General features: G+C 46.9%; 18 protein-coding genes. 7 read left to right on the plus strand and 11 right to left on the minus strand.

Features of this window, described 5'->3' with window-relative positions:
- The first annotated feature begins 76 nt into the window (after window positions 1–76).
- Both KTO58_RS10080 and KTO58_RS10085 read left to right on the plus strand, forming a co-directional pair.
- Entirely contained in the window at window positions 77–826 is a 750-nt protein-coding gene (locus KTO58_RS10080; RefSeq protein WP_095839478.1) for a class I SAM-dependent methyltransferase, read from the plus strand.
- Window positions 826–1,692 carry an aminoglycoside 6-adenylyltransferase gene (locus KTO58_RS10085; RefSeq protein ID WP_095839477.1) on the plus strand — a complete coding sequence of 289 codons (867 nt, stop codon included), beginning with the start codon at window positions 826–828 and terminating at the stop codon, window positions 1,690–1,692. The genes KTO58_RS10080 and KTO58_RS10085 overlap by 1 nt, the downstream gene beginning before the upstream one ends.
- 69 nt (window positions 1,693–1,761) lie before the next feature.
- On the opposite strand, the gene KTO58_RS10090 is transcribed toward KTO58_RS10085, so the two are convergent.
- Window positions 1,762–1,944 carry a hypothetical protein gene (locus KTO58_RS10090; protein WP_095839476.1) on the minus strand — a complete coding sequence of 61 codons (183 nt, stop codon included), beginning with the start codon at window positions 1,942–1,944 and terminating at the stop codon, window positions 1,762–1,764.
- A gap of 556 nt (window positions 1,945–2,500) precedes the next feature.
- Between KTO58_RS10090 and KTO58_RS10095 the strand changes: the two genes are divergently transcribed.
- The 3 genes from KTO58_RS10095 (at window position 2,501) to KTO58_RS28905 (ending at window position 3,506) form a co-directional block, all read left to right on the plus strand.
- Entirely contained in the window at window positions 2,501–2,737 is a 237-nt protein-coding gene (locus KTO58_RS10095; protein WP_157753052.1) for a class I lanthipeptide, read from the plus strand.
- A 281-nt stretch (window positions 2,738–3,018) separates the two neighbouring features.
- The gene (locus KTO58_RS10100) at window positions 3,019–3,207 is read left to right on the plus strand and encodes a class I lanthipeptide (protein ID WP_157753051.1); all 189 of its coding nucleotides are present in this window, start codon (window positions 3,019–3,021) and stop codon (window positions 3,205–3,207) included.
- A gap of 74 nt (window positions 3,208–3,281) precedes the next feature.
- Window positions 3,282–3,506 carry a class I lanthipeptide gene (locus tag KTO58_RS28905; protein ID WP_198314951.1) on the plus strand — a complete coding sequence of 75 codons (225 nt, stop codon included), beginning with the start codon at window positions 3,282–3,284 and terminating at the stop codon, window positions 3,504–3,506.
- A 56-nt stretch (window positions 3,507–3,562) separates the two neighbouring features.
- Here KTO58_RS28905 and KTO58_RS10110 read toward each other — a convergent pair whose 3' ends face one another.
- Window positions 3,563–3,958: an NUDIX hydrolase gene (locus KTO58_RS10110; RefSeq protein WP_095839475.1), complete on the minus strand. Its 396-nt coding sequence runs from the start codon at window positions 3,956–3,958 to the stop codon at window positions 3,563–3,565.
- Window positions 3,959–4,097: 139 nt separating this feature from the next.
- Here KTO58_RS10110 and KTO58_RS10115 point away from each other — a divergent pair, with 139 nt between their 5' ends.
- A complete protein-coding gene (locus KTO58_RS10115; protein ID WP_095841624.1) occupies window positions 4,098–5,039 on the plus strand; it encodes a metallophosphoesterase family protein in 942 nt (313 codons plus the stop codon).
- A gap of 68 nt (window positions 5,040–5,107) precedes the next feature.
- Here KTO58_RS10115 and KTO58_RS10120 read toward each other — a convergent pair whose 3' ends face one another.
- The 7 genes from KTO58_RS10120 to gyrA form a co-directional block, all read right to left on the minus strand.
- Window positions 5,108–5,302, minus strand: a complete 195-nt coding sequence (locus KTO58_RS10120; RefSeq protein ID WP_095839474.1) for a hypothetical protein — start codon at window positions 5,300–5,302, stop codon at window positions 5,108–5,110.
- Window positions 5,303–5,352: 50 nt separating this feature from the next.
- A complete protein-coding gene (locus tag KTO58_RS10125; RefSeq protein WP_095839473.1) occupies window positions 5,353–6,921 on the minus strand; it encodes a hypothetical protein in 1,569 nt (522 codons plus the stop codon).
- Window positions 6,922–7,080: 159 nt separating this feature from the next.
- On the minus strand, window positions 7,081–8,307 hold the full coding sequence (locus KTO58_RS10130) for an efflux RND transporter periplasmic adaptor subunit (RefSeq protein ID WP_095839472.1): 1,227 nt from the start codon (window positions 8,305–8,307) through the stop codon (window positions 7,081–7,083).
- A gap of 11 nt (window positions 8,308–8,318) precedes the next feature.
- Window positions 8,319–12,686, minus strand: coding sequence for a CusA/CzcA family heavy metal efflux RND transporter (locus KTO58_RS10135; RefSeq protein WP_095839471.1), 4,368 nt, complete (start codon window positions 12,684–12,686; stop codon window positions 8,319–8,321).
- Between the two features lie 125 nt (window positions 12,687–12,811).
- Window positions 12,812–13,135, minus strand: a complete 324-nt coding sequence (locus KTO58_RS10140; RefSeq protein ID WP_095839470.1) for a DUF6660 family protein — start codon at window positions 13,133–13,135, stop codon at window positions 12,812–12,814.
- Window positions 13,136–13,271: 136 nt separating this feature from the next.
- On the minus strand, window positions 13,272–14,528 hold the full coding sequence (locus KTO58_RS10145) for a tetratricopeptide repeat protein (RefSeq protein ID WP_095839469.1): 1,257 nt from the start codon (window positions 14,526–14,528) through the stop codon (window positions 13,272–13,274).
- A 197-nt stretch (window positions 14,529–14,725) separates the two neighbouring features.
- Complete coding sequence (gene gyrA / locus KTO58_RS10150; protein ID WP_095839468.1) at window positions 14,726–17,323, minus strand: DNA gyrase subunit A; 2,598 nt, start codon at window positions 17,321–17,323, stop codon at window positions 14,726–14,728.
- Between the two features lie 385 nt (window positions 17,324–17,708).
- Between gyrA and KTO58_RS10155 the strand changes: the two genes are divergently transcribed.
- Window positions 17,709–19,034 (plus strand): saccharopine dehydrogenase C-terminal domain-containing protein, encoded by a 1,326-nt coding sequence (locus tag KTO58_RS10155; protein ID WP_095839467.1) that lies wholly within the window; start codon window positions 17,709–17,711, stop codon window positions 19,032–19,034.
- Window positions 19,035–19,081: 47 nt separating this feature from the next.
- Here the strand turns inward: KTO58_RS10155 and KTO58_RS10160 are convergent, their stop codons facing one another.
- Window positions 19,082–19,771: a Sir2 family NAD-dependent protein deacetylase gene (locus tag KTO58_RS10160; protein ID WP_095839466.1), complete on the minus strand. Its 690-nt coding sequence runs from the start codon at window positions 19,769–19,771 to the stop codon at window positions 19,082–19,084.
- A 158-nt stretch (window positions 19,772–19,929) separates the two neighbouring features.
- Window positions 19,930–20,343, minus strand: a complete 414-nt coding sequence (locus KTO58_RS10165) for an EVE domain-containing protein (RefSeq protein WP_095839465.1) — start codon at window positions 20,341–20,343, stop codon at window positions 19,930–19,932.
- Window position 20,344 lies beyond the last annotated feature (1 nt).

Consider the following 20,344-nt stretch of genomic DNA (forward strand, 5'->3'; position numbering starts at 1 on the left):
TCCCCGGTTTGGCTGTATTAATTTACGGAAAGGGTATGATATTTACGTGTATTTCGGTAGTTATTAAACATTGGCTATGAAGGAGAATAAATACGATGATGCGCGATTTTTTTCACGATACGGGAAGATGCAGCGGTCGCAACTAGGATTGGCTGGTGCGGGGGAATGGCATGCATTGCGGCATATGCTGCCCACCGTTGCTGGCAAGGACGTATTGGATCTGGGATGTGGGTTTGGATGGCATTGCCGTTATGTGATGGAGCATGGAGCGGGGTCTGTGGTGGGCATTGATATTTCTGAGAAGATGCTGGCCCGTGCGAGGGAGATCAATTCGATGGAAGGCATCACATATATGCGGCAGGCGATCGAGGATGTGAAGTATCCGCCGGAGCGATTTGATGTGGTATTCAGTTCGCTGGCATTCCACTACCTTGCCTCTTTCGATGACATTTGTCGTCATGTGTATGAATGGTTGCGACCCTGCGGGCACTTTGTGTTTTCGGTGGAGCATCCGGTATTTACGGCAGCTGGTGGTCAGGATTGGGTGTATGACGAGCAAGGTGTCATCCGGCACTGGCCTGTAGACCGATACTTCGAGGAAGGGGCACGGCAGGCGGCATTCCTGGGGACGCAGGTGATCAAGTACCATCGTACGCTTACAACTTATCTGCAAGGTTTGTTACGGCAGGGATTTTATATCCGGGAGGTCATCGAACCGGCTCCCAGCGAGGAGATGCTACAATCGGTGGAAGGGATGCGGGATGAATTACGCCGGCCGATGATGTTATTGATTGCGGCGGAGAAACCTAAAAAGATATTCTGTTAATGCGAAGCGAGACGACTATACGACAGCTGATATTGGACGTTGCCGGGCGGGATGAACGGATACGGGCTGTGTTATTGAACGGCTCGCGCGCTAATCCTGCTATTGACAAAGATATTTTCCAGGATTATGATATTGTGTTTGTGGTGACGGCGCTTGATGGTTTTATTGCGGACCATTCGTGGGTGGATATATTTGGAGAGCGGGTCATGATGCAGCTGCCCGATACGATGCGCTATGTGGGGATCGAGCCTAATTATACGCCGATATCGTTTGGATACCTTATGCAGTTCAAAGACGGGAATCGTATTGACCTTACTTTGTTTCCGGTGGACAAGCTGAAAAGTGACTTTGTGAAGGACAGTCTGACTGTGGTATGGCTGGATAAGGACGGGATGTTCGGCGATGTAGGGCTCAGCGATGATATTGACTATCATATCCGCCGGCCGGAAGCGGAGGCATTTGCGGAGACCTGTAATGAGTTTTGGTGGGTGAGTATGAATGTGGTGAAGGGATTGCAGCGTCATCAGCCTACGTATGTAAAAGAGATGCTGGAGCGTTATCTACGGCCGATGTTCCTGCAGATGGTGTCGTGGAAGATCGGCGTGGAGCATCAGTTTGCGGTTTCTTTTGGCAAAGCCGGCAAATTGATGCAGCGATATTTGCCGGAGGCGTTGTATAAGGATATATTAACGACATATGTTGGCTATGAGCCTGAGGAAAACTGGCAGGCATTATTACGGTTGGCTGATCTTTTTAAGGCGCTTGCGCATGACGTAGGCGGGGCCCTGGGATTTGTGATCAACCGGGAGGATGAGGAAAATGTGATGACCTATCTGCGACAGCAGTACGCTACTTTTGGCAGGTGATAGTGGTTGCTAAATAAAAAGGCTTGCCGGTATATTACTGGCAAGCCTTTTTTAATTCCTTTACAGGGATCAGCCGTTCGTGCAGGCGCAGTTGTTACCCAGGCAGTGACCGTAGTCAAAACCGAGTTCGTTGCAGGTTTGGATACAGAGGAAGGATTTGCAAACCAATGCGTTGTTGTTGGAACCACCGCCTTTGATGGTTTTCAGTTCTTTTTTGTTGATTCCTTTACCGAAGGTTGTTAACTTTTTCATGGAAGTGATGATTGGATTTGGGTTGAAAAAATAGGTATTGTTGTAAGATACGCTGTTGGCTACAAACGGACAAAAGTAAATGCGGCTATTTTTCAGTATTAGGTAATCCCCCTGCGGTGTGATTGCCTGTCATCTCTTTATATTTGAATCTGTAGTTTTCCCACGTTATTTATTGCACCCTGGACCTGTAATTTCTTCGAGTACTAAAATGAGCGTTTATGAAAAAGAAAGGTGTTACGTAAGATTGATCCCTTGATAAGGTTACGATTACCAGTTGGCTGATCCTTTGTTTGCCTGTGATCAGTTTTGACTAGTCCTTCCTCTATCATCCTGTACGAGCAATAGTGGATTTGCCTTCCAGCATTTTTTATTAGAGCCTATGTAAGAAAAAAGCAACGGCTGCGTTGTTTATGCGTGACCGTAGTGCGCTGGTGACTTATATGAACAATTGTATGCTTTGTACGCAAACGCTGGCGAAGACATATCTGCGTATTTGTTTGCCGGGCACTGCTACCCGTTAAATACTGTGCATTTGTTATTTCCTAAACATATACATATGAAAAAGAAAGCACTAAACTCCCGATTATCTATCAACAAAACCACGATTGCCCGACTGAGTGCAGCACAAGCTGCTTCGCTTGCAGGCGGTGGTACTGTAGCATCCTGGGATGTAGTATTAAGCTGTGCCGTATGTGCACCAACACGCGCAAATAGTTGCCGGGGGCTTTGTATACCGGAGACGGGGCCTGCTACCGGACCATTTACGAACACTATTACGGGGCCTATCCTTTGATCAACGGGGATTATTTCAGTATCTCTACGCCTATTACGTATGAAAAAGAAAGCACTAAACTCCCGCTATCTATCAACAAATGGACGAATGCGCGACTGAGTCAATCCCAGGCCGCGACGGTGAGTGGCGGCGCGAGTCCGTGTAATAGCCGGGGGAGCTGTTATTGCAGGAAGCATATGCTCTTTTGATACGCTGGCTGTCAGTTGTTTACCTATTTGTAATCCTGAGACTACAAGTCTTGCTTTTTATAGCATTTTTTGTTCACATTAACTCTCATATACATGAAAAAGAAAACGTTTAACACGAAGTTATCTTTAAACAAAACTACTATTGCCAGCTTGAGCCATGAGCAAACCCGTTTACTGGCGGGTGGTGCTGCTTCTGTGGAGGTTATCTGTCCGCTTGATACGAGGGTTATCAGTTGCCGGGTTGTTTGTAATCCTGTGACTATTCGCACCTGTACATTCTAACAGGTATCGTATTCATTTTTATACCTGCCGGTAGTGATGCCGGCAGGTATAATTTACCCCTAATGTTATACACTATGAAAAAGAGAACATTTAACACCAAGTTATCGCTGCAGAAAGTTACGATTGCCCGATTGAGCAGTAATATGATCAGCGGCGGTGGGCAGCAGACTTTTCAGCCCAGCTGTGTGGTATGTCCACTGGAGACAGTGAAGGAAAGCTGTAATTTTAATTGTATTACCATTTATCAAAGTTGTGGGAGTTGTCTTCCTGAATCTATTGTAGTATGCCCGGAGCTTTGAGTGGTTACCCTGCTGGTGGCGCTACTACCTGTGGTGGTAATTATTGCTTTGTTGTATTAAATTGCGAGGGCGTCCAGTATTTTGAGGACGGCGGGCGCCTGGCGTGGTGCTGCGAGGTAGGCAGCTTTAGTAAATAGTTGTATGGTTGCTATTTCTGCGGCAGGTTGCGGCGTACCTGTAAACGATGCAAAGAAACAATGGTTATGCACGTCTACTCCATCGGGCTGATTGACGGCCTGTGCACGAAAATCTCCAAAATGGCGAATGGTAGCGGGATCGATCGTGATATTCAGTTCTTCCTGTAATTCTCTTACCAGTGCCTGTTCTGCTGTTTCTCCCGGTTCTATCTTTCCTCCCGGCATATAATAGATGCCTGGATTCTTTTTACTTTCTATCAATAATAACTGTCCATTCTCGACATGTACGAGGCAGGCGACTTCTATTGTTCTCATGCCAGCGAAATTACAAAAAAGGGTGTTTGGGTGCGTGGTACGTTAAATTTAGATTAAGTATGTGAAGACGGGTGGTATTTTCAGATGTGTGCTGATAAGTTTGCAGGCTGATGCATTCACTTTTCAAAAAGCTCAATCCATGGATCGTCGTTCATTATTAAAACAACTGGGATTAGGTGCGCTGGTAAGTGCGATTCCGGGATCTAAGTTACTCGCGGCTACGCGGGAAGCTGTTATTGCACCGAAGAAGCGGGTATTACGTTTTGCACATCTTACGGATGTTCATATGCAACCGGAGCAGCAAGCGCCGAAAGGACTTGCGACCTGTTTACATCATATACAGTCGCAGAAAGATAAGCCTGCTTTCATTGTTAATACCGGGGATTGTATCATGGATGCGCTGAAGCAGCCCAGAGACCGTGTAGAGGCGCAGTGGAAGCTGTGGCATGCTATTATGAAGGGAGACAATAGTCTAGCGATGGAGTATTGTATCGGCAATCATGACATATGGGCTGCTGGTGAGAAGACGGATGCTTTGTACGGTAAGAACTATTCATTAGATATGATGCGTATTGAGCGTCGTTATCGCAGTTTTGACAAGGCGGGGTGGCATTTCATCGTATTGGACAGCATACAACCGAAGGTGGATGGCAGCTGGTATACCTGTCAGCTGGACGAAGAGCAATTTGACTGGCTGGAGCAGGATCTGGCTGCTAATACCGGTAAACATGTGATTGTACTTTCGCATGCCCCGATCGTATCTGCGGCAACGGTAGTGGTGGATAACAAGTACCGGGATGATTTTGGTTATACTTTAGGGCAAGGTTCTATGCATACGGATGCCGCCCGTATCATCAGTTTGTTTGACAAACATCCGAATGTGAAATTATGTTTGAGTGGCCATATACATTTGTACGAGCAGATCATGTACAACGGTGTGACCTACATCAGCAACGGGGCTGTAAGTGGAGATTGGTGGAAAGGGATGCGTTACCGTACTGACAATGGTTATGCAATGGTGAACTTATATAGTGACGGTTCTTTTGACAACGAATATATTTCTTACGGTTGGAAGGTGTAGCTACGGGTATCTATCCGTAGCTGTCTGTATGAATACCGCACAGCTACGGATCTTTATTTTCTACCCAGTTATTTTCCTTTAGCCGCTTTACGTTTGGCTTTATCTTTCGGATCATACTCTTCTTCATTGTATCCTTCGAGGACGTTATTCCCATCATCATTCTGTTCTTTTTTTGCCGCTTTTTTGGGTACTGGTGCGGCTTCATTTTTCCTTTTCTCTTCTTTGATGGCTCTTTTCTTGGCTGTACTTTTCCGGATAGTCATATTTTTCTGTTTTGCTTATATATGCCGGTACAAAAACGTTGCCAGTGGTATCAGAATCTGATCCATGCCAGTTGAGCCTGCTGTGTTGTGCCCTGGCGGCTGATCATAATGGTGGCGTATACCTGGTTGGCGGCGTTGTAATGTGCGGCACCTAATATGCAATAATACCCTTTGCCGTACTCTGGTGTACCGAAGAGGAAGAGGCGTTCGCTGCCGCCCGGTGTATATTTATAGCAAACGAGGTTGGCATCGGTTATGTAGCGCAGTGGCTTTTTGGCATCTTCTATCCCTCCCCTGTCGAGCTGTTGCAAGTAATCATTGTAGAGTACATAGTCGGCACCCGGTACGGGGATATGTTCGAATGACATGTAGGCGGTATTGTGGACGGCGGCTATCCTGTTGCGAAATATCCACTCTCCTTTGTTGCGGCGTTGGATATACAAGGGGCTGAAGCCACCATTTGCTATCTGCATTTTGGGGGAGAGCCGGATACTATCTGTATCTCCCCGGGGATTGATGCGCCATATGCCGGCATCTCCGAGATTGGTATGTATGCGGCTATAGGCATTTTTGCCCTGTAGAAATTGCTGCATGGGTTCCAGGAGCAATGTGGCTTTACCATCGCGCTGCAAGGTAAGTTGTTGCGGAAGGGCGTTGTACATGGTGCCATATGCCGGTTGTTGTTGACGGAGTATCTGTTGTCGCAGTAGTTTGCCTGTTGCCCTGTCGAGGTATTGCATTTGAAGTTGTACGCTATCGGTTTTACCAGGGATGGCAGCCACCAGGAGCATTTCCAGCTCGGGCCATTCGGGATGATACTGCATGCTGGTATGGACCTCTGTGAGACCAGCGGTATGGTCGAGGCGGGTCTGTATGATATCTGTTTGGCCCTGTTGCCAGGTGGAGAGATAGATGACCGGCGGTGTATCTGTTACTTTGCGGGAGGTGTTGAAGATACCATTGAGCAGGGATATGCGTTCGTTGCCCTGGACGGTCATGCCGAGAAATGAAGTATAGCGGTAGCTGCTATCTGGTATGGTCCAGGAGGTGTTGCCTATGCTTGTATGATCGGGTGCGTAGTGTTGCAAACGGACGCCAGCTCCGTAGAAGGCTACTGCATAATGATCGCTATAGGTATCTTTCTCTACATAGCAATCATGCGAGGCGATGTATCCTGCGGAGCTAGCTTCTTTACCCGGGACGGGTGTCAAGGTTCCCAGCAGGTCTTCGCGGAGGAGGGTACCTGTCTGTGCATCGAGTATGATCCGGAATAATGTTGGTTGTCCTTTGATCAATTGCTGGAGGAAGATAACTGGTTGTCCGTTGATATCGAATATTCCATCGATTTCGGTGTCGTTCATGTTACGGGCGTCCCATTGCTGTCCGGTGACAGTATCGCGGTGCAGTGCTTGACCGCCGGTATCGTATACGGTAACGTATATACCCTCTTTTTTACTGAAGTGGAGGTAGCAGGTATTACCATTCTTCAATTGCAGGAGTTTATCCCAGCCATCGGCGGGGACTGTGAAGGCAGGGCTTAGCTGTACAGCGGGGTTTTGGGCCCATGATGACAAGGTAAGGATGAGCAGGCAACATACCTGCAAGCAGAGATATTTCATAGGATAGGTATCAGGCGTCCTTTATGTTGGGGGACGCGGCTCTAATATATAAATTATTACAAATATATTGAATTCTCCTGCAATAAAAACGGCCACGCATTTGCGTGACCGTCCTGGGGTAACAGTTGGAGATGTATTCTGCATCCGTGATTGGTAGTATTAGTGGCCGTGTCCTTCTTCGCCGGCGTTCTTGAGCTGTGCCAGGAGGTCATAGGCCCCTTTTGTGACGACGGCGGTATCGGGGTTCCAGTTTTGGGGCAATGTAACGGCGGTATATCCCATTTCGCTGGCTCCTTTTTCGACGGGCAGCATGCGGAAGTTATGATGTGGTTCTTCTTCTTTTCCGGTGGCGGTACTATCTGTGGTGTGGGTATGTTTTTCCGGTATCTGCACGAATACGTATGATTTGTTTTCATAGTCTACGATGGCGGCATCGGGCAGTGCCTGCACTTTAGCGGCGCCGGTTTCTATGATGGCCTGCAGGTAGGTGCCAGGCAGTAATCCGCGGTCTTCGGCATCGAGGTGGCAATGTACACGTACGGTTCTGTCTGTTGCTATTTCTCTCCCGATGAGGTGGACGCTGGCTGTTCGTTCTTTGGACTCATTTGCCAGTACGAAGCGGACTTTTTGTCCTTCTTTCAGTTTAGGAATATCTTTCTCGAATACGGTCAGTTCGGCATGCAGGTGTTCTGTATCGACGACACGGAACATGATATCTGACGGGGTTACGAGTTGGCCGGTATTGATATTCACCTGTGTGACGAATCCGCTGATGGGTGCATATACGTTGACGGTAGATTGTATTTCTCCCTTTTCCAGGCGGGTCATGTTGACGTTGAGCAGTTGTAGTTTTTCGCGGAGGCCTTTTACTTTCACTGTCAGTGATTGGAAGTTGGCTTTGGATTGTTGTAATGTCTTGAGAGCGTTGACATTTTCCTGGGCCAGCGCCTGTTGGCGTTCGTATTCGGTGCGGGCGTATTCCAACTGGCTTTTTAGGTCAAGATAGTCCTGTTGTAGTTGGATATATTCGAGATTTTCGAGTACAGCCATTACTGCTCCTTTTTTGACCCACATTCCCTGCAGCATTTTGGTAAATTTAATGAATCCACCCAAGGGGACGGAGACGCTGACGGTTTGTTGCGGAGGTACATCGAGCAGGCCGTTCACTTTGACTACGCTGCTGATTTCCCGCCATTCCGGTTTACCATACTGGATGTCTGCGGTTTTGAACTGAGCGGCGGTGAGTGCTACTTCGTTTTCCGGTTCTTCTTTTTTTGTTGCTTCTTTTGCCGCCTCGTTATCTGTCTTTTTGCCACCACAGGCGGAGCATATGATTGTGGTCATCAGCAATGCGGTAGCGATATATATATTGAGCTGTTTAGTCATGGTATTAATATTTATTTTTTATATCCAGCCAGAAAATCTATGTAAAGGGCTGCCTGCCTGGTGTCGTGGGCTGTTTGCAAATATCCCTGGCGGATGCCCAGTACTTGTTCCAGGTTTACAAAATGTTCTGTATAACCTATTTCACCACTGGCATATGCTTTTTCGGACTGTTTCAGGATCAGTTCTGCGTTGGGTAATGCGGTGTTGTGGTAGTAGGCGATATTGTTCTGTTGTTTGATGTATTGTTGTACGGCCTGTTTGAGTTGGCCTTCCATCATGATGCGATTGTGTTCGTAATTCAGTGTATTTACTTCTTCCTGTTTTTGTTGTGCTTTGACCTTTGCGGTGAGCGGGCCGGCCCAGATGGGCAATGCGAGGCCTACCTGGAATCCCTGGAAGCGGTTAGAGCCGGTTGCCAGCGGGCTGTTAGGGCTGCTGTTGACGGCGGTACCGATGAGGGTTTGGTTGAAGTAACCCACTGTGATATCGGGGAGTATATTGGCTTTTGCCAGTTTCTGTTGTTGTTGTGCGACGGTCACTTCCTGTTTGAGGTATTGCAGGTATGGATGTTGGTCTAGTCCGCTGGTGTCGGCAATGGCGGGGCGATCTGTTTCCAATTTTTCGGAAGCTGCCAGTGACAATGGTTTATCGGTGGCCAGCAGCGATTGCAGCTGGGCCATATAGATGCGGCTGTCGGCTTCGTTTTGTTTTAGCTGGTTCCGTACCTCATTTAACCGGGCTTCTGCTGCTACTTTTTCGAGCATGCGTGTTTCTCCTGTGCGGTAGCGCAGGTCGGCGGAGCGGGAGAAGTTGGAGAACAAGCTATCTTGTTTTACGAGCAGGTCTTTTACGCCCTGCAAGTAGAGCAGCTGTACATAGGCCTGCCTGACCTGGTAGATCAGTTCATGTTGAGAGCGGGCACGTTGCCATTCTGCCGCATTTGTTTGAGCGGTGGTGAGGGCTTTACGTGCGCCAAAGACTGTAGGGAAAGGAATAGCCTGTGTGATGCTGAAATTGTTATCATTTTTTGCATAGCTGTTATATTGGCCATATTGTAACGCCAGTTCTGTTTTGGTTACTTCTCCGCTGGTACGGGTGAGGTAGCGGTAATAGTCTACCTGTGAAGCGGCGGCTTTCAAGCCTTTGTTCTGCTGTAAAGCTGTCTGTACCGCTTCCTCCATCGTCAGAGGTTTATCCTGGGAGAAGGCGGTGGCGGGTATCAGGAACAGCAATATTACGGCAACGGTTATATTCTTTTTCACTTTACTACGCTTTATACTTTCAAAATAGATATATAGACAGGGTAACACGAGTAAGGTTAGTAGCGTTGAGGTAATGAGTCCTCCTATTACGACGGTGGCCAATGGTCGTTGTACTTCACCGCCGGCGCTGGTGGCCAGTGCCATTGGCAGGAAGCCCAGTGAGGCTACGCAGGCGGTCATTAGTACCGGGCGTAGCCGGACGGCTGTACCTTTTAATACGATCTCATTGAGATCGGAGAGGCCTTCTTTGCGCAGGCGATTGAATTCACCAATCAGCACGATGCCATTAAGTACTGCTACGCCGAACAAGGCGATGAAACCGACGCCGGCGGAAATGCTGAAAGGCATTCCTCTAATTAACAATGCGAAGACGCCACCTATTGCGGCCATTGGAATAGCTGTAAAGATGAGTACTGACTGTTTAACGGAGGAGAAGGTGAAATACAGCAAGGCGAATATGAGCAGTAATGCAACCGGTACTGCGATTGAGAGCCTGGCATTGGCCTCTTTGAGGTTTTCAAACTGGCCGCCATATCGTATAAAGTAGCCATCCGGTAAATTGACTTGTTGTTCTATCTTTTGCTGTATCTCCCGGACTACGCTTGCGATGTCGCGGCCGCGGACGTTGAATCCTACGATGATCCGGCGTTTGGTATCTTCCCGTTGTATCTGATTGGGGCCTATTGCCATTTCTACGGTGGCCAGTTGCTGCAAGGGTACCTGGTTGCCGGTAGGCGTGGTGATGAACAAATTCTGTACATCAGCGATCCCCTGGCGGCTTTGCTGGTCCAGGCGTACGACGAGATCGAAACGTTTTTCGCCCTCGTATACGAGGCCTGCGCTCTGGCCTGCGAAAGCGGCATTGATCGCTTTGTTAATGGTACTGATATCGAGTCCGTATTGTGCTACTCTTGCACGGTTTATCTTAACGACAATCTGTTGCAACCCTCCTACCCTTTCTACGTACAAATCTTTAGCGCCATCGACTGCTGCTACTATATTACCTACTTTGCCCGCCAGCGAGGCGAGGGTTTCGAGATCTTCTCCAAATATCTTAATCCCTACATCTTGTCGTACGCCTGATATCAGTTCATTAAACCGAAGCTGGATAGGCTGGGAAAAGCCAAAGCTGACACCCGGAATGGCTTCCAAGGCATCCTGCATCTTATTGACCAGTTCTTCCCGGCTTTTGGCGCTTGTCCATTCTTTTTTTGGTTTAAGTAATATGGTCAGATCGCAGTTATCCATGGGCATGGGATCGGTCGGTATTTCGGCGGAACCGATCTTTCCGATCACCTCTTTTACCTCTGGAAACTGTTTGAGTAGTATATCGGAGGCTTTGTTCACTTTGTCGATCGTTTCTGTGAGGGAGCTACCGGTCAGTAATACTGTTTGTACGGCCAGGTCGCCCTCTTCCAGTGTGGGAATAAACTCTGCCCCCATCCGGTTGAAGATGAGCAAGGCTATTACGAACAATGCTACGGCTGCTATGACCACCCAAGCTTTCACGCGCAGGGCGGCGCGTATCATCGGATCATAGATACGATGGAAGAAGTCCATCATTTTATCGGCGATAGTTCTTTTGGGATTGATCTTTTTATTCAGGAAAAGAGCTGACATCATAGGAACGTATGTCAATGACAAGATGAATGCCCCTAATATGGCGAAGGAAACCGTCTGAGCCATTGGTTTGAACATTTTTCCTTCGATGCCTACCAACGCCATTATCGGCAGGTATACGATCAGAATGATGATCTCTCCAAAGGCGGCGGTGCTACGTATTTTACGGGCGGAGTCGTATACTTCTTCGTCCATCTGCGATTGCGTTAGCGTGACCTGTGTTGTTCTTCCTGTCAGGAGGTGGTGCATGGTAGCTTCTACGATGATGACGGCGCCGTCGACGATCAGGCCGAAGTCGATCGCTCCGAGGCTCATGAGATTACCTGATACTCCGAAAAGGTTCATCATAGTGATCGCAAAGAGCATTGCCAGCGGGATGACTGATGCGACGATCAGGCCAGCGCGCAGATTGCCCAGGAATAATACCAGTACAAAGATGACGATCAATGCTCCCTCTATGAGGTTTTTTTGTACGGTACCTACTGCTCTGCCGACGAAATCGCTTCTATCGAGGAAAGGTTCGATTACGACTCCTTCCGGCAATGTCTTTTGTATTTCGGCTATGCGTGTCTTCACTCTTTTTACAACCTGATTGCTGTTTTCCCCTTTGAGCATCATGACGATGCCTCCAACGGCTTCTCCGTCAGCGTTGCGGGTGAGGGCTCCATAGCGGACAGCTTCTCCTATTTCTACATTGGCGATGCTTTTGATAAGGATGGGAATTCCTTCGCCAGTATTTTTCACAACGATATTCCCGATGTCATCGATGTTGCTTATCAATCCTTCGCTGCGAATGAACCAGGCGTTGGGTTTTTTATCGATATAGGCGCCACCGGCATTTTCGTTGTTCTTTTCCAGGGCATTGAATACGTCGGTGATGCTGAGATTGTAGCTACGTAGTTTATCTGGGTTGAGGGCTACTACATATTGTTTGAGTAGTCCTCCGAAGCTGTTTACTTCGGCTATCCCAGGTGTTCCCAGCAGTTGCCGGCGCACATACCAATCTTGTATGGTTCTGAGTTGTCTTGCATCAAATTTCTTCTCGAAGCCTTTTTTCGGATGTACTACATATTGGTATATTTCGCCGAGGCCCGAGGAGATGGGAGCCATTTCGGGGCTTCCTACATCTGGAGGGATATTATTCTTTGCTTCGCTTAATTTTTCGTTTACCTGTTGACGTGCCCAATAGATATTGACATCGTCATGGAATACGATCGTTACTACAGAGATCCCGAAGCGAGAGATGGATCTTATTTCTGTTATTTCCGGGATGACAGCCATTGTTTGTTCTACCGGGAAGGTGATCAGGCGTTCTACTTCCTGGGCTGCGAGAGAGGGTGACAGGGTGATGACCTGTACTTGGTTGTTGGTGATATCCGGCACTGCGTCTACCGGCAGTTTTGTTAGTGAAAAAATGCCCCATATGACCAATCCGAGCGTGAGTATGCCAACTATCAGCTTGCGCTGAATAGAAAAGCGAATGATCTTATCTAACATGAAAATTAACTGCTTTAATGAGTAAATAGCAGGTCTCCGAGATACAGGTATGATTATATATGATCTGTTATGTCAGATCAATGAGGCACTATTTTCTCGGGAGGACCATTATATAAAGAGAGTCATTACCCAAGCTGAGGGGGTTGCCAGATGGTGTGGGGGATGTTGGGGAGGGAATTATTTAATACCCGCTGATAGTTAGTAGCGGTGAAAGGTAAAGCTGGCGGCAGTGCGATAAAGGCAGGGGTAGCTACCTGTACGCTGCAGCAGAAGCAAATGCAAAGGGGAGAGCAAAAGTCGAGTGAGTGATGCTGTTGTTCTGTAGGGGTGTCGGCGCTGTATATGCTGGCTATTGTTATTGCGGGCAATGCGGCCTCTTTGCTATCCTGGCAGGGTAATACTGCCAGCAGCAGGAAGTAGCAACTAAATATGTATGCCCACCATTTCATAGTGTAAAATTACGGATAAAGCTTTTATACATTAAAAATAAATGTGCATCTATGTTGCGGAGTCTGGTATTATATGAGGATAAAAAAACGCGGAGCCAGTATTGCTCCGCGTTTTTTTTATTTCAGTAAGGTCTGATTAGTTTTTCAGGCCTTCGAGTTTTTTCTTAACCGCTTCTACTTTATCGTTTTGGCTCTTGATGGCGTAGATCTTCTGCAGCGCGTACAGACAACTTTCGTAGGTCTGTCTGTCAGCAGGTTCGAGGCTGGCAGCTTTGCCGGTGAAAATCTGGTCTGCTTTTTCGAAGTAAGGGAGTGCCTGGTTCATGAGGCCTTCCACTTTTGTTTGTAGTTCTTTCGCTTTAGGAGTGCTTTGTTCTTTGCTGTTCATGTTGTTCAGTTCTTTGTTGAACACTACGGCGCGGTTGAAGTAGAGTGCGCCCAGCTGGAAGTTAGCGGTAGCGTCGGTACCATTGAGTTCGATGGCTTTTTTGTAAGCATTTTCAGCTTTGGTCATCAGCTCATCGTAGTTAGCTGGTTTAGGCATGTCCTCGCCTTTTTCGTCGCGGGGATTAGCCATGTTATCTACGCGGATAGCGTAGTCCAGTACAACGGCGCCATCATTAGGATTTTCCTGTACTTTCTTTTCCAGCATACCTAACAGTTCTGCAGTTTTACCGGTTTTGGAGTAATAGATCATCTCCATATCGTTGAAGCGTTTGTCCTTGGGGAACAGTTTTTTACCTTCTTCGATCGTTTTGAGCCATTTGTCTTTATCGCCTTTTTCTTCGTATGCCTGTGCCAGGATTACGTAGAGGGCAGGTTCTCCTTTAAACTGCAGGTCGGCAGCTTTTTGGAGGAAAGTATACGCTTCTTCTTTTTTACCAGCTTGCTGAGCGGCGTAGCCGGTGTAGAAGGTCATGGAAGTATCTGCGGGGATGTTACCGCCGAGGTTCTTACCATTGTAGAAAGCGGCGATTTCTTGTGCTTTCTGGAAGTTTACGAAGGAAGAATCCCATTTTTGTTCGTTAAGGTTTGCGTAGCCAGCGTTACCGATGGTAGCATACAGGTTGAACATGCGATTCTGCATTTCGATCACTGCTTCGGGCAGTTTAGGATTGATTTCCAGTGCTTTCTTATATGCTTCAAATGCTGCTACTGCTTCAGGAACGCTTTTATTTTTGGTAGCGAGGGCTTCCATTACTTTACCCTTTACATACCAGGTTTTAGCGTCATCTTTAGTTTTTTCATTCTGCAATGCCGCTTCGATATCTGCCTTTGCTTTGTCCAGGTCATTACTTTTGATAGCTTCATCTGCACTGTTCACTTTTGCGCGCTGGGCTGTAGCCACGAATCCGGCTCCGCAAAAGAGAAAAGATACCAGTAATTTTTTCATGCTCAAATTTTTTAGTTGCTGATTACAATAAAAAGTATGGTGTTTGATTATATCTCACCAGTTGTTTGATACGGATAATGACCTCTATACAGTCGCTGCATCTTTCACTATACAATTCAACCTTTACTTACCATTAGCGTGCACGGCCATTACGCAATAATTTTTTTACGTAATGGCCGTTGCGTCAAAGGTCTTTATTATTCAGCCTCCGGCTCGTTGTTGTCTGTTATTTCAGTATCCTGGCCGGTTGCGATATCATCGGAAGGGGTAGTGGCGTCAATATCTGTTGCCGATGTTACTTCTTCTCCTTCATCTGACTGATTTTGTTCTTCCTGTTCATCCAGTCTGGCCACGGCTGCGATCTCGTCGGTATTATCCAGTTTGATCAGTCTTACGCCTTGGGTGGCACGGCCTGCTTCACGGATATCTGCTACGGCCATACGGATGGTGATACCGGACTTACAGGTGATCATCAGGTCATTGGATTCTGTTACGTCGAGGATACCGATCAGGCTACCGGTTTTTTCGGTAACATTGATGGTTTTCACTCCTTTACCGCCTCTGTTGGTGATACGGTATTCTTCGATATTGGTACGTTTACCGAAACCTTTTTCAGAAACTACCAGTACGGTCCTGGATTCATCTTCTTTGTTAACACAAATCATACCAACGACTTCATCACTTTCGTTATCTACTTCTATCCCTCTTACACCGATGGCACCGCGACCGGTATCTCTTACTGTGTTTTCGGGGAAGCGTATAGCGCGGCCACTCTTGATGGCCATCATGATCTCGCTATTGCCGTTAGTTAATTTTGCTTCCAGGAGCTGGTCTCCTTCGTTGATGGTGATGGCATTTACACCATTCTGACGAGGGCGGGAGAATTCTTCCAACAGGGTTTTCTTGATGATACCATTTTTGGTACAAAGTACAATATAATGGTTATTGATGAATTCTTTGTCACCCAGGTCTTTAATATCGATGATAGCTCTGATCTTGTCATCTGCGGGGATGGTGATCAGGTTTTGGATGGCACGTCCTTTCCCTTGTTTTTCGCCATCTGGTATTTCGTATACTTTGAGCCAATAGCAGCGTCCTTTTTCGGTAAAGAACAGCATGGTATGGTGGGTAGAGGCAACGAACAGGTGTTCGATATAGTCTTCATCCCTGGTACGGCCACCAATAGCGCCGCGGCCACCACGTTTTTGCTGGCGATAGTCGTAGGCAGCGGTACGTTTGATATATCCCAGGTGAGAGATGGTAATTACTACATCTTCTTCTGCGATGATATCTTCGATACGCATTTCGCTGGCCAGGTATTGAATTTCGGTTTTACGTTCATCACCGAATTTTTTCTTTACTTCTTCCAGTTCGTCTTTGATGATCTTCATCCGGAGGCTTTCGTCAGCCAATACATCTTTCAGGTGGCTGATCAATTTCATGATCTCATCGTATTCTTCGCGGATTTTGTCTCTTTCCATACCTGTCAGTCTTTGCAGACGTAATTCCAGGATGGCTTTGGACTGTATTTCCGTGAGTTCGAAGCGGGACATCAGGCCTTCTTTGGCTTCTTCCGGTGTTTTGGAGGAGCGTATGAGGTTGATCACTTCGTCGAGGTGATCCAATGCGATCAGGTAACCGGCCAGGATATGTGCTTTTTCTTCGGCTTTGCGCAGTTCGTAGCGGGTTCTGCGTACGACTACTTCATGGCGGAAGTCTACAAATTCGCTTAGCAGTTCTTTAAGGTTCAGTACACGTGGGCGGCCTTTTACGAGTGCCACGTTATTGATGCCGTAAGAGGTCTGCAGTTCGGAGTATTTATATAGCTGGTTGACAACAACGCTGGCGATGGCTTCCCGTTTGAGATCTATTACCAGGCGCATCCCTTCTCTGTCGCTTTCATCGCGTACGTCGGAGATGCCTTCGATGATCTTATCGTTGACCAGCTGTGCAATTTTCTGGTGTAATACGGCTTTATTGATCTGGTAAGGCAGTTCGTAGATAATGATCTTATCTCTTCCTGCTTTGGTAGTTTCGACGTTGAGTTTACCGCGTACCACTACTCTACCGCGGCCGGTTTCAAAGCCTTGTTTTACGCCTTCGAAGCCGTAGATGATACCACCTGTGGGGAAGTCGGGTGCTTTGATGTATTTAATGAGGTCTTCTATGGAGAGCTCTCTGTTATCGATATAGGCTACGGCACCATCCACCACTTCGCTGAGGTTGTGTGGCATAATGTTGGTGGCCATCCCTACTGCGATACCGGAAGCACCGTTGAGCAGGAGGTTAGGGATACGAGTGGGCAGTACGGTAGGTTCTTCGAGGGTATCGTCAAAGTTGAGGGTAAAGTCTACTGTTTCTTTATCGATATCTTCCAGCATGGCTTCTGCGATGCGTTGGAGGCGGATCTCCGTGTAACGCATGGCTGCGGGCATGTCACCATCTACGGAACCGAAGTTACCCTGTCCATCTACCATGGGGTATCTCATAGACCAGGGTTGGGCGAGACGTACGATCGCATCATAAATAGATGAGTCTCCATGTGGGTGGTACTTACCCATTACATCACCCACGATACGCGCTGATTTCTTGTAGGGCTTGTTACTGTTGTTACCCAGTTCATTCATGCCGAACAGCACGCGTCGGTGTACGGGTTTGAGACCATCTCTCACATCCGGTAATGCACGGCCTACGATCACGGACATAGAGTAATCTATGTAAGCCGTTTTCATCTGCTCCTCAATGTTGATCTGGACAATCCTGCCTTCCTGCTGATTTTCCGTATGCTCTGTCATTTAGTTATTGGTTTACAGTTATTTCTGCTAAAAACAAATAGATGCAAATATAGCGATTTCAGCGCCAAATCCGGCACAAAAGTGACTGAATGTGAATAAATATGCTTTTGTCATATAAGGGAAAACCAACATGCAAATATGTTGTAATTTAAGTGTTTATGCTAACTTTGCCCCAGTCACATCGCTCATTCATCATAAGATAACTTTACTATATATAATAAAAAAAATATTGGCAAACTATTTGTCTTTAACCTCGTGATAATCAAAGCTTCAAAGCAGGGAAAAATAATAGGAACCAGTAAAACCGAATTTTACCTTTTTTTCGAACATTAGTAGGATAACTGCTGTTATTCCCCTGATTCATAAACCATCCTAATGACGATATATGAGAAACATTCTATTGTTTGGTGCGGGTAAATCAGCCACCTGTCTTATTGACTACCTGTTGGCGAATGCGCCCAGGCAAAAGTGGCATGTGACGATCGCGGACCACGATCTAATGTTAATAAAAGCGAAGACGGGCAAGTCTTATTACGTTACGCCGGCGGCGATCAACATGGAAGATGCTGCAGCCCGTCAGCCCCTCGTACAGGAAGCAGATCTCGTCATCTCTCTTTTACCGGCTCACCTTCATATATTGGTTGCGAAGGACTGTCTGCAATTTGGTAAAAACCTGCTGACGGCTTCTTACATAGATCCGGAGGTTAAGAAGTTGGAAAAAGAGATAGCAGCTGCCGGGTTACTTTTTATGTATGAGATGGGATTGGATCCGGGCATTGATCACATGTCCGCCATGAAGCTCATCCATTCTATTGAGAAGAAGGGCGGGCAGATGACCTCTTTCAAGTCTTATTGCGGTGGTTTGATCTCTCCCGAAAGCAATGACAATCCCTGGCAGTACAAGATATCCTGGAATGCCCGTAATATCGTGCTGGCCGGCAAGTCCGGCGCTACTTATAAAGAGAAAGGAAAGGTGAAGGAGCTGACCTATGAGCAGCTATTCGACCAGTCCAAGACTATCCAGATCCCGCAGTTAGGTAAGCTCGCATATTACCCTAACAGGGATTCGCTTAGTTATATGGATGTGTATAATCTACATGACATCCCGACGTTCATGCGGGCCACCCTGCGTTATCCTGATTTCTGTGAGGGATGGAGCACATTGATCAAGCTGGGGCTTACGGAAGATGATCACAAGCGAGGTACAGATAACCTGACTTATTTCAACTGGGCGAGCCAGCATTTAAATATTGATGAGCACCTCAGCCATGAAGAGAATATGGCTCAGTACCTGGGGGTCAGTAATAAGTCGAAGATCATCCGGCAGCTTAAATATCTGGGATTACTGAATGGGGATGTGATCAATCAGGGGGAGCAGACCAATGCCAATATATTACAGCATGTGATCGAACATAAGCTGGGGATGGCACCGACAGACAAGGATATGATCGTGATGATGCATGAGATCGAATTTGAGCGCAGGGGAATGGCTACTCGTTTGCATAGTTATATGATCGTTCAGGGAGAAGATAATCTACGGACGGCTATGGCGAAGACGGTGGGCTTACCATTGGGGATTATGGCGAAGATGATCTTACAGGATAAGGTAGCTTTAAAGGGGTTGCATATCCCCGTTGCTCCTGATATTTACAATCCGGTATTGAAAGAGTTGGAAGAGTTCGATATACGTTTTGAAGAAAGTTTTGAATAGATAGTTGTATTTCGTTTCTCCAACGAAATACAACTGTTTCTTTTTACTCAACCACAACCTAGCAGGCGGCATAGCTCAGCTACTCCTTCCGTTGCCGGCTTTTCAATTGCAATCAGATTTTCATAGTGGGATACTGGTGGTATCTTTTTATCGATGACATATTTAGGCACCTCTGGTCTGACATAGTCCATTAAACCGGCGGCAGGGTATACATTCATCGAAGTACCGATCAGCACGAATACATCGGCTGTCATCATTTCCACTGCAGCTTTTTCGATCATCGTCACTGGTTCTCCAAACCAAACGATATGTGGTCTTAGCTGGCCGCCATCGGCTGCCAGGTCGCCTAGCATGATATCTCCTTCTATGGGATAGTATTGTTGTTCGTTTAACACGCTCCGCATCTGGAATATTTCTCCATGCAGATGTAACACATTAGAGGAGCCTCCCCTTTCGTGCAGGTTATCGATGTTCTGGGTAACGATGCATACGTCGTATAGGGTTTCCAGTTGGGCTAGTCCTATATGGGCGGCATTGGGCTGCGCCGCCTTTACATCACGGCGGCGCATATTGTAAAAATCGAGTACCAGCTGAGGATCTTTATTCCAACCTATGGGTGAAGCCACTTCATATACATTATATCCCTCCCATAATCCATCGCTATCACGAAAGGTCCGCAAACCACTTTCTGCGCTGATACCGGCGCCGGATAGTACGATCAATTTTTTCTTTTGCATACGTTGGTCAGTTTATCTGCTCTTTGCCTTTTTTGCTGTCAGCAAGTTATAGATAAATATGGAAAAAGAAGTATTGGTACGCAGGGGATGGAATGGGGCTAGCGAAGGAGGGCAGTGGGGATATTTCCGGGAGTACTTATGGTCTCCCGGAATATGGATTATTTTTTCATACCCCCCATTTCGAGGATAGTATTAAATTCTTCCGAAGTGACGGCGCATACGGAAAGTCGTCCCTGCTTGATGAGGGAGAGGTTGGCCAATCTCTTTTCGGCTTTCATTTCTGCCAGTGTTACTGGTTTTTTGATCGCCTTCACTGGTTTCAGGTCTACTACTACCCAGTTAGGGTCGGGAGTGGTTGGGTCCTGGTAGTGCTCTTTGGCTACTTTAGCGATGCCTACTACACAAAGACCTTCGTTACTATGATAGAATAACACCTCGTCACCTTTTTTCATTTCTCTCAGGTTATTCCGGGCCTGGTAGTTACGTACGCCATCCCAGAAGGTGACGCCATCTTTCACGAATTGTTCCCAGGAGTATTTAAAAGGTTCAGACTTTACAAGCCAATAATTCATA

The sequence above is a fragment of the Chitinophaga pendula genome (assembly GCF_020386615.1).
GTDB lineage: Bacteria > Bacteroidota > Bacteroidia > Chitinophagales > Chitinophagaceae > Chitinophaga > Chitinophaga pendula.

What these genes read in the sequence shown, in the direction of transcription:
- KTO58_RS10135 (WP_095839471.1), bottom strand. Translation starts at nt 12,686, where the DNA reads ATGTTAGATAAGATCATTCGCTTTTCTATTCAGCGCAAGCTGATAGTT.
- KTO58_RS10160 (WP_095839466.1), bottom strand. Translation starts at nt 19,771, where the DNA reads ATGCAAAAGAAAAAATTGATCGTACTATCCGGCGCCGGTATCAGCGCA.
- KTO58_RS10085 (WP_095839477.1), top strand. Translation starts at nt 826, where the DNA reads ATGCGAAGCGAGACGACTATACGACAGCTGATATTGGACGTTGCCGGG.
- KTO58_RS28905 (WP_198314951.1), top strand. Translation starts at nt 3,282, where the DNA reads ATGAAAAAGAGAACATTTAACACCAAGTTATCGCTGCAGAAAGTTACG.
- KTO58_RS10095 (WP_157753052.1), top strand. Translation starts at nt 2,501, where the DNA reads ATGAAAAAGAAAGCACTAAACTCCCGATTATCTATCAACAAAACCACG.
- KTO58_RS10120 (WP_095839474.1), bottom strand. Translation starts at nt 5,302, where the DNA reads ATGACTATCCGGAAAAGTACAGCCAAGAAAAGAGCCATCAAAGAAGAG.
- KTO58_RS10100 (WP_157753051.1), top strand. Translation starts at nt 3,019, where the DNA reads ATGAAAAAGAAAACGTTTAACACGAAGTTATCTTTAAACAAAACTACT.
- KTO58_RS10125 (WP_095839473.1), bottom strand. Translation starts at nt 6,921, where the DNA reads ATGAAATATCTCTGCTTGCAGGTATGTTGCCTGCTCATCCTTACCTTG.
- KTO58_RS10130 (WP_095839472.1), bottom strand. Translation starts at nt 8,307, where the DNA reads ATGACTAAACAGCTCAATATATATATCGCTACCGCATTGCTGATGACC.
- KTO58_RS10115 (WP_095841624.1), top strand. Translation starts at nt 4,098, where the DNA reads ATGGATCGTCGTTCATTATTAAAACAACTGGGATTAGGTGCGCTGGTA.
- gyrA (WP_095839468.1), bottom strand. Translation starts at nt 17,323, where the DNA reads ATGACAGAGCATACGGAAAATCAGCAGGAAGGCAGGATTGTCCAGATC.
- KTO58_RS10090 (WP_095839476.1), bottom strand. Translation starts at nt 1,944, where the DNA reads ATGAAAAAGTTAACAACCTTCGGTAAAGGAATCAACAAAAAAGAACTG.
- KTO58_RS10145 (WP_095839469.1), bottom strand. Translation starts at nt 14,528, where the DNA reads ATGAAAAAATTACTGGTATCTTTTCTCTTTTGCGGAGCCGGATTCGTG.
- KTO58_RS10140 (WP_095839470.1), bottom strand. Translation starts at nt 13,135, where the DNA reads ATGAAATGGTGGGCATACATATTTAGTTGCTACTTCCTGCTGCTGGCA.
- KTO58_RS10165 (WP_095839465.1), bottom strand. Translation starts at nt 20,343, where the DNA reads ATGAATTATTGGCTTGTAAAGTCTGAACCTTTTAAATACTCCTGGGAA.
- KTO58_RS10080 (WP_095839478.1), top strand. Translation starts at nt 77, where the DNA reads ATGAAGGAGAATAAATACGATGATGCGCGATTTTTTTCACGATACGGG.
- KTO58_RS10155 (WP_095839467.1), top strand. Translation starts at nt 17,709, where the DNA reads ATGAGAAACATTCTATTGTTTGGTGCGGGTAAATCAGCCACCTGTCTT.
- KTO58_RS10110 (WP_095839475.1), bottom strand. Translation starts at nt 3,958, where the DNA reads ATGAGAACAATAGAAGTCGCCTGCCTCGTACATGTCGAGAATGGACAG.